Source organism: Polaromonas sp. P1_E3, assembly GCF_056405935.1.
In genome coordinates this window covers 1-8,568 of sequence record NZ_JBFUBD010000112.1, presented here as the reverse complement: position 1 = coordinate 8,568, position 8,568 = coordinate 1, and the positions used below count along the sequence as shown (strand labels likewise).

The window sequence follows — 8,568 nt, the reverse complement described above, 5'->3', positions numbered from 1 at the left end:
TCGGGGCTTTTCGGCAAAGTGGCCAAGGCTGAAAAAGTGGCCCTGGTGCCCTTCTTTCTGAAGGGTGTTGCCGACGCGGCCGACCCGCTGGCCAACTTCCAGACCGACCGGATCCACCCCAATGAGCAGTCTCAGGCGAAAATGCTCGCCAATGTATGGCCTGAGCTGAAGAAACTGATCAAGTGAGCCTGGACCGCATTTCTGCCGAAGAGGCGCTCGAGACGCTCGGAAGTTTTTCCGTGGTGATTGATGCGCGCAGCGAAGGCGAATACGCCGAAGACCATCTTCCCGGCGCCGTGAACTGGCCCAGCCTGCACGACGAGGAGCGCAAAATCGTCGGCACGCGCTACAAGCAGATCAGCCAGTTCGAAGCCAAAAAACTGGGCGCGGCGCTGGTGGCCAAAAATATCGCTGAACACATCCAGCGCGATGTATTGGACAAGCCCCGCGAATGGCAGCCGCTGCTCTATTGCTGGCGCGGCGGCAAGCGCAGCGGCTCCCTGGCCCTGGTGCTTGACCAGATCGGCTTCAAGGTGACGCTGGTGGACGGTGGTTACAAGGCCTTTCGGGCCGCGCTGGTGGCCGGCTTGCCACAGCTTGCCAGCCGCTTCAGCTACCGCGTCGTATGCGGCCCCACCGGATCAGGCAAGACGCGGCTGCTGCAGGCCCTGGCGGCCGAAGGCGCRCAGGTGCTGGACCTGGAAGCGCTGRCCAACCACCGCAGYTCGGTRCTKGGCGCCATCCCCGGCGTGCMGCAGCCCAGCCAGAAGGCSTTTGACAGCAGCATCTGGGCMRCGCTGAAAGGTTTCGATCCGGCCCAGCCGGTCTACATTGAAAGCGAGAGTAAAAAAGTYGGCAAYGTGGCSGTGCCCGAAGGCCTGATCACCGCCATGCGCGCCAGCCCTTGCCTGCAGCTGGACTTGCCGGAAGATGAGCGGGTGGCCCTGCTGCTGGAAGACTATGACTTTTTTGTGAAGGACATTGACTTCTTCTGTGAGCGCCTGGGAGCGCTGACCGAAGCGCGCGGCAAAATCACGGTGCAGGACTGGCAGGCGCGCGCCCGCGGCGGYGACATAGCCTCCGTGGTGCGCGAACTGCTGGTCAAACACTACGACCCGGGCTACCTGCAGTCGATGCAGCGCAACTTTTCCGGCCACGCGTCGGCCCGCGTACTCTCGCCGCAAGATCGCAGTGCCGCAGCCATGTCCGCGCTGGCGCAAGCCCTGCGGGCGGAAAATTCCGCTTCCTGAAACGACAAACCCGGCCCACCTTCGCAGGTGTCGCCGGGTTATTTGATTGCCTGCCGCTTTTTGCCCAGGCCCTGACCCAGTGTGGTCAGGATTTTTTGCTATCAGATCAATAGCTGCTTGCGCCCGTCAATTAAGGCCTGCAGCCATTTTTGATGGTAACCAAGCTCCTCAGGGAAGTGGACCTGCAGGTGGCACGCCATCCGGGGTATCGCCGCCGGTATCGGGCGCATCACTTCCATCGTCGGCGGCATCATCCGGCTTGCCCTCTGCCTTGCGCTTGAGCTTTTCTTCTTTTTTGCGTTTTTTCGCAAGCTCTTTCTGGCGCTTTTCGTAAGAGTAATTGGGAGTTGCCACTGCGTGCTTTCGTGAATAGGTAACCCTTACTGTACTGCATTGCCGTCACGATATGCCAAGCCTTTGGTCAGGCTTTTTCCAGTGCCTGGGCAATGTCCGCCTGCAGGTCGGCAACGGCTTCCAGACCTACCGAAAAGCGCACCAGGCCGCCTTTGTACGGCCATGGCGTGGTGCGCAGGGCCGGTATGTCGTATGGCGCGCACAGGCTCATGGGCCCCGCCCAGCTGTAGCCCAGTTTGAAGAGCTTGAGGCTGTCACAAAAACGGTCTACCCGCTCCTGCGTGAACTCGGGCTTGAAGACGGCACTCATGAGGCAGGCGGCGCCCGTGCAGTCGCGCTTCCAGGTGTCATGGMCGGGCGAGCCGGGCAAGGCCGGGTGCAGCATGGCCGCGATTTGCGGCCGGGTTTGCAGCCAACCCGCCAGTTCTCGCGTAGCGGCATCCTGCGCGGCGTAGCGCAAAGCCATGCTGTTCAGACCGCGCAGCACCAGTTCGGCATCATTGCCCCCTATGCCGTAGCCGACGCGCATGTGGCAAAAATGGACCAGGTGATGCAACGCCTCGTCGCGTGTGACAACAGAGCCCATCAGCACGTCGGCACCGCCGCTCGGGTATTTGGTCAAGGCCTGGACCGAAATATCGAGCCCCAGGTCAAAGGCGTTAAAGGCCAGGCCAGCGCCCCACGTGTTGTCCAGGGCGGTAACAATGCCGCTGGCGTGTGCACTCTTGTGCGCCTTGACGGCCGCAACCAGTGCGGGCATGTCGGGAAACTCCAGCGTGATGGAGCCCGGCGCCTCGATCCACACCAGCCGGGTTTTCGGGCCCAGCTTGGCGGCCAGGTCGGCCGGGTTCATCGCGTCGTAAAAGCGGTGGGTGATGCCCCAGGCGGCCAGCTCGCCCTGCGCAAAGCTCTTGTTGGGCCCGTAGGCGTTGTCGGGAATCAGGAGCTCGTCGCCCGCCTTGAGCAGCGCCATGCCGACCAGCACCACTGCCGCCAGCCCGCTGGGCACCAGGGTGCAGTACTTGCCGCCTTCCAGGGTGGCAATGCGTTCTTCGAGCGTGAAGGTGGTGGGGGTTCCGTGCAGGCCGTAGGTGTAGCCCGTCTTGTGCTTCCAGTCGCGGCTGCGCAGCGCGGCGACGGTCGGAAATGCAATGGTGGAGGCTTTGTAGACCCCGGGCGGGATGGCGTCAAAGCCGTTGGGTGGCTTGTAGGGGTGGTGGATCAGGGTGGTGGATGTTTCGCTCATCCACGGATATTAACGGCAAGCCCAGAGACCTGAAGAGCAGTAGAACAAAGCCACCTCCCATTCAAGCAGGAGCCGCGGAACCGGCTCTGCCGGGCCGCAGGCGGAGCGGCCCCTCGGGGGGCAGGGAGTTACACGAAGTGAGCGACCGTGGGGGCTAAATCTTCCACTTCGCCATCAACTGGGCCGGTGACAGCGAGTCATAGCCTTCAAACGGCTGGTGGATCCACGGATTGGTGGGCAGCAGTTCGACCGAATAATCAGGCTGGAAAGTCGAGACGCCTTTGGTCCAGATCACCGCGCTGCGCAGCTCGGTGATGGGTTTGTAGTTGTTCTTGAGCTGGTGGATCACGGCGTTGAGCGTGTGCCCTGAATCTGCCAGGTCATCGACCAGCAGCACCTTGCCGGCGATCTCGCCCTTGGGCGTGGTGATGAAGCGGGCGATGTCGAGGTTGCCCTGCGTCATGCCGGCGTCGGCGCGGTAGGAGCTTGTGGACATGATGGCCAGCGGCTTGTCGAAAATGCGCGAGAGGATGTCGCCGGGGCGCATGCCACCGCGAGCCAGGCACAGGATAGTGTCGAACTGCCAGCCGGACTGGTGGATCTTGATGGCCAGTTTTTCAATCAGGTTGTGGTATTCGTCGTAGCTCACATAGAGATGCTTGCCGTCTTCTGTCAACATGAAATGCTCCTGATTTGATAGCTGGTTGCGCCCGCCCCTATTGGGCTAGAGGCGTTTTTCTCAAGTTTTCTGGCTAGGCGGCGTACGGATTGCGCAGCAGGATGGTGTGGTCACGGTCCGGGCTGGTCGAAATCATGTGGATCGGCACGCCGGTGACTTCTTCGATCCGGTGCAGGTACTTCTGCGCGGCAGCCRGCAGCTTGTCGTATTGGGTCACACCGACCGTGCTCTGGCTCCAGCCCGGCAGGGTTTCGTAAATGGGTTTGCAGCGCTCGATCTCTTCAGCGCCCATCGGCAGTATGTCGGTGATGTGGCCGTCAAGCTCGTAGCCGGTGCACAGCTTGAGCTCATCAATGCCGTCGAGCACGTCCAGCTTGGTGATGCACAGGCCCGAGAGGCCGTTGACCTGGGCGGAGCGCTTGAGCAATGCTGCGTCAAACCAGCCGCAGCGGCGGCTACGCCCGGTGGTCACGCCTTTTTCGGCACCCACGGTGCTGAGGTGGTAACCCACCGTGCCGGGCTTTTCCCAGTCGAGTTCGGTGGGGAAAGGCCCGCCGCCCACACGCGTGCAGTACGCCTTGGTAATGCCGAGGATGTAATGCAGCATGCCCGGGCCCACGCCCGCGCCCGCGGCGGCATTGCCGGCTACGCAGTTGCTGGAAGTGACATAAGGATAGGTGCCGTGGTCGACGTCGAGCAAGGTCCCCTGCGCGCCTTCGAACAGCAGGTTCGCACCTGCCTCGTTGGCGTCATTGAGCTCGCGCGAGACGTCGGCCATCATGGGCTTGAGCAACTCGGCGTGGCGCATGGCTTCTGCATACACGGTGTCGAAATCAACGGCCGGCGCATGCAGGTAATTGGTGAGCACGAAATTGTGCAGATCCAGCAGCTCGCGCAGCTTGGCAGCGAAGCGCTCAGGGTATTTGAGGTCCTGCACGCGCAGGGCGCGGCGGGCAATCTTGTCTTCATACGCGGGGCCGATGCCGCGGCCGGTGGTGCCGATCTTGGTCGTGCCGCCCTTCTCGCGGTAAGCCTCGCGCGCGACATCCAGCGCGACGTGAAAAGGCAGGATCAGCGGGCACGCTTCGCTGACGCKCAGGCGTGATCGCACCTCCACCCCGGCTTTTTCCAGCCCCTCGATCTCTTCAAACAGCTTGGCGGCGGACAGCACTACGCCGTTGCCGATATAGCACTTCACGCCGGGCCGCATGATGCCACTGGGAATCAGGTGCAGCGCCGTCTTCACGCCATTGATGACAAGCGTGTGGCCGGCATTGTGGCCGCCCTGGAAGCGCACTACGCCTTGCGACATCTCGGTCAGCCAGTCGACCAGTTTGCCCTTGCCCTCGTCGCCCCATTGGGTACCCACGACCACGACATTGCGGCCCGCAGCCGCGGTTTGTTTGTTTGTCATCTTCAACTCTCGTTAAGGTTTGTTGGGATCAAGCTTGGCGGGGCACAAGGCCTCACGCGGCTTTCTTGAGGGGCTGGACCACCCATTGACCGGCAGCGTGGGCCAGTTCGCGGTCGCAATCGAATTCGTTGACTTCATGTTCGTGGCCTGGCAGCACGCAAGCCACGGTTTCACCGCCGGCGCGCAGCCGGGCGATGGCCGCGCGCAAGGCGGCGTCTTCACCCCACGGCGCACGGATGGCGGCCTTCAGGGGCCGCGGTGGCAGCACACTGACAAGTTCTTTCAGGTCCAGGCTGAAACCCGCGGCCGGGCGGTTACGGCCAAACACGGCCCCGACTTCGTCATAGCGGCCGCCACGTGCCAGCTCGGCACCCTGCCCGTAAATGGCAAAGCGGGTGCCGCTGTAGTAGGCATAGCCGCGCAGGTCGGCCAGGTCAAAGCTGACCTTGACGTCGCCCTTTTCACCCCGGGTGTGGGCAGCCAGCCACTGCAGGTTTTTCAGCGCTGCTTTCAGGCCCGTCGAGGGCGGCAGGATTTTTTCCGCTTCGGCCAGGACTTTCTCGTCACCGTAAAGCTGCAACAGCGCCTTGAGGCCTTCGCGGGCCGCGGCTGAAATCCCGTCTTTCAGGCTGGTGACGAGGCTGCCGAGCTCGCTCGCGTCCTTGGCGGCCAGTGCAGCATGGATAAGCGCCAGGGTTTTGCTGTTGACGGTGGCGCCGGCCAACAGGCTGTTGACGATGCGCACGTCCGCCATGTCGACGCTCAATTCGGTGACGCCAGCCGCCTTCAGGCCTTCCAGCGCCAATTGCTGGGCTTCAAGGTCGGCCTCCAGTCCGGCATGGCCGTAGATTTCGGCGCCGAACTGAAGCGGCTCACGGGTGGCATGGGGTCGGTCAGCGCGGGTGTGCAGCACAGGTCCGCAATAGCAAAGCCGGGCGACCCCGCTACGGTTGAGCAAATGGGCGTCAATGCGGGCGACCTGGGGCGTGGTGTCGGCACGCAAGCCCAGGGTACGGCCGGAGAGCTGGTCCACCAGCTTGAACGTTTGCAGGTCGAGCGCTTCGCCGGTGCCGGTCAGGAGCGATTCGAGATGCTCCAGCAGCGGCGGCATGACCAGCTCATAGCCGTAGCTGCGGGCGGTGTCCAGGAACAGGCGGCGCAGCTCTTCGATGTGGCGCGCCTCGGAGGGCAGGACATCGGCAATTTGATCGGGCAATTGCCATGATGACGACCAGGCGGGCATTGTAATTTTCGTGGGCTGTTAAAAACAGCATTTTACCGGGCTTGAAGCCGGTTTTCCGCCTGCTGGAGGCCCAATGGCGCGCTCAGGCAGAAATACCCTGCCTGTGGCTGGTGTATCGAGGGAGGACAAATTAAGGGATCAGGCCAGCACAGCCAGCAGGACCAAGCCCGCCGCAATGCTGCACAAGCCGAAGAAGCGTATTTGGCCGTTGCCCAAGGTGAGGATTTGCTCGAACATTCGGCGCCAGCTGCCGGGAGAGATGAAAGGCAACAGGCCCTCGATGACCAGCATCAGGGCCAGCGCCATCCAGAAGGTGTTGCCGTCCACGCCGGCTTATTTTTTAGCCGGTGCAGCGTTGCCGGAGCCTGGGCCGCGCATTGCCTTGAAGAAGTCGGACGAAGGGTCAAGAACCATCACGTCACTCTTCTTGTTGAAGCTGGCCTTGTAGGCATCGAGGCTGCGGTAGAACTGAGCGAACTGCGGGTCGCGGCCAAACGATTCGGCATAGGTGCGAGCGGCTTCGGCATCGCCCTCGCCTTTGACCTTTTGCGCGTCGCGGTAGGCGTTGGCGATAGTCACTTCGCGCTGGCGGTCGGCGTCGGCGCGGATTTTTTCGCCTTCTGCCAAACCGGTAGRGCGCAGTTCGTTGGCCACGCGCTGGCGCTCCGCCACCATGCGCTTGTAGACGGAATCGGTGATGGCTTCTACATAGTCCACGCGCGTGATACGTACGTCGACCACGTCCACACCCCAGGGCTGGGCGCCCTGTACGGCCTGCAGCACTTCGCGCTTGACGTCAGCCATCAGAGCTTCGCGCTTGAGCGAAAGCAGGTCCTTGACTGTGCGTTTGTTGATCTCTTCCTGGAATGCATTGCGCACCACGCGGTTGAGCTGGTTAGCGCCGGTTTTTTCATCCAGGCCGACGTTGCGAATGTAGTCGCTGGGCTGGATGATGCGCCAGCGCACGTACCAGTCGATCACAACACGCTGCTTTTCGGCCGTCAGCATGGGCTCGGCGTCGACGCTGTCGAGCACCAGCAAGCGCTTGTCGATGTAGGAGACGTTCTGGAAAGGCGGCGGCATCTTGAAATGCAGGCCCGGTTCAGTGACCACATCCTTGATCTGCCCCAGCGCATAAACCACGCCGAACTGCCGCTGGTCCACCACAAAAAGCGTGGAGCTGAGCAATGCCAGAACCACCAGCAGTGAAGAAATGATAAATCCAACTCTATTCACGATCGTCTTCCTTAGCGAGTTTCACGATCGCGCGTGCGGGAGGCATCGCGGGAGCGGGCGTCGAGGGGCAAGCTGGAAACAGGCGCGGCAGGCACCGCCGGCGAGGAAGCTGCGCCGGGAACCAGCGCAGGCTCTGTAGCGCTGGCTGCATCACCCTGTGCCGTCATCTGCATGATTTTGTCCAGCGGCAGATACAACAGGTTTGAGCCTTGGCGGGATTCCACCATCACCTTGGTCACGCTGGAGTAAACCTGCTGCATCGCATCGGTGTACATCCGGTCGCGGGTCACCTGCGGCGCCTTCTGGTATTCGGTCAGCACGGAGCGAAAACGCTGGGCATCACCCTGGGCCTGGGCCACAATCTTGGCCTTGTAGGCCTCAGACTCTTCCTTGAGGCGGGACGCGGAGCCCACAGCACGCGGAATCACATTGTTGGCGTAGGCCTGGGCTTCGTTCTTGGTGCGTTCGCGCTCCTGGCCAGCCTTGAGCACATCATCGAAAGCCGACTGCACCTGCTCAGGAGGGCGCACGCCGCTTTGCTGCAGATTGATGCCGACGACTTCCACGCCGACCTTGTAACGGTCCAGGATGGTCTGCATCAGGGTACGCACGCGCGGCCCGATCTGGTCGCGCTCATCGGCGAGTGCCGAGTCCATCTTCATCTTGCCCACCACCTCGCGCACGGCTGTTTCGGCCGCCTGGACCACCGCCGCTGCGGGGTCCTTGCTTTCAAAGAGATAGGCGCGCGCATCGTTCAGGCGGTACTGAACGGCAAACTTGATTTCAACGATATTTTCGTCTTCAGTCAGCATGGCCGAGTCGCGCAGCCCCGTTGCCTTGATGATGACGTCACGGCCAACGTCCACTGAACGGATCTGGGTGACCACAACGATTTCATGGCGCTGCACCGGGTATGGCAGACGCCAGTTGAAGCCTGCACCTACGGTGGAGTGGTATTTGCCAAATTGGGTGATAACGGCTTGCTGGCCTTCCTGGACGATGAAAAAGCCCGTGCCGAGYCAGATCAGCACTGCAACACTCGCGATCAGGCCAACACCGATGCCGGCACTCTTCATGTCGGGCTGAAAGCCGCCGCCGCTTCCACCGTTGTTTCCACCACCATTGCCGCGGCCGAAACCGCCACGG

Annotated in this window: 9 protein-coding genes and 1 pseudogene; 2 read left to right on the top strand and 8 right to left on the bottom strand. The window is 62.1% G+C overall.

The features are described from left to right. Together AC1D0Z_RS12790 and mnmH are read left to right on the top strand one after the other, a co-directional pair. Nucleotides 1–186 (top strand): annotated as a pseudogene (locus AC1D0Z_RS12790) (arylesterase); the annotation flags it as partial. After that, nucleotides 183–1,250: a tRNA 2-selenouridine(34) synthase MnmH gene (mnmH, locus tag AC1D0Z_RS12785; RefSeq protein ID WP_477658617.1), complete on the top strand. Its 1,068-nt coding sequence runs from the start codon at nucleotides 183–185 to the stop codon at nucleotides 1,248–1,250. The pseudogene AC1D0Z_RS12790 and the gene mnmH, both read left to right, overlap by 4 nt. A 168-nt stretch (nucleotides 1,251–1,418) precedes the next feature. On the opposite strand, the gene AC1D0Z_RS12780 is transcribed toward mnmH, so the two are convergent. The 8 genes from AC1D0Z_RS12780 to hflK all read right to left on the bottom strand — a co-directional run. Beyond that, complete coding sequence (locus tag AC1D0Z_RS12780; protein ID WP_477658616.1) at nucleotides 1,419–1,604, bottom strand: hypothetical protein; 186 nt, start codon at nucleotides 1,602–1,604, stop codon at nucleotides 1,419–1,421. A 67-nt stretch (nucleotides 1,605–1,671) separates the two neighbouring features. Then, nucleotides 1,672–2,850, bottom strand: coding sequence for a PLP-dependent transferase (locus tag AC1D0Z_RS12775; RefSeq protein ID WP_477658615.1), 1,179 nt, complete (start codon nucleotides 2,848–2,850; stop codon nucleotides 1,672–1,674). A 154-nt stretch (nucleotides 2,851–3,004) separates the two neighbouring features. Then, the gene (locus AC1D0Z_RS12770) at nucleotides 3,005–3,529 is read right to left on the bottom strand and encodes a phosphoribosyltransferase (protein ID WP_411877599.1); all 525 of its coding nucleotides are present in this window, start codon (nucleotides 3,527–3,529) and stop codon (nucleotides 3,005–3,007) included. A gap of 73 nt (nucleotides 3,530–3,602) precedes the next feature. Next, nucleotides 3,603–4,943, bottom strand: a complete 1,341-nt coding sequence (locus tag AC1D0Z_RS12765; RefSeq protein WP_477658614.1) for an adenylosuccinate synthase — start codon at nucleotides 4,941–4,943, stop codon at nucleotides 3,603–3,605. A gap of 52 nt (nucleotides 4,944–4,995) precedes the next feature. Further along, nucleotides 4,996–6,186, bottom strand: a complete 1,191-nt coding sequence (locus AC1D0Z_RS12760) for an ATP phosphoribosyltransferase regulatory subunit (protein WP_477658613.1) — start codon at nucleotides 6,184–6,186, stop codon at nucleotides 4,996–4,998. Between the two features lie 138 nt (nucleotides 6,187–6,324). Beyond that, nucleotides 6,325–6,513, bottom strand: a complete 189-nt coding sequence (locus AC1D0Z_RS12755) for a DUF2065 domain-containing protein (protein WP_477658612.1) — start codon at nucleotides 6,511–6,513, stop codon at nucleotides 6,325–6,327. A 6-nt stretch (nucleotides 6,514–6,519) separates the two neighbouring features. Beyond that, nucleotides 6,520–7,422, bottom strand: a complete 903-nt coding sequence (gene hflC, locus AC1D0Z_RS12750; protein WP_477658611.1) for a protease modulator HflC — start codon at nucleotides 7,420–7,422, stop codon at nucleotides 6,520–6,522. A gap of 11 nt (nucleotides 7,423–7,433) precedes the next feature. Continuing rightward, a partial coding sequence (hflK, locus tag AC1D0Z_RS12745; RefSeq protein WP_477658610.1) for an FtsH protease activity modulator HflK occupies nucleotides 7,434–8,568 on the bottom strand: 1,135 nt, incomplete at its 5' end.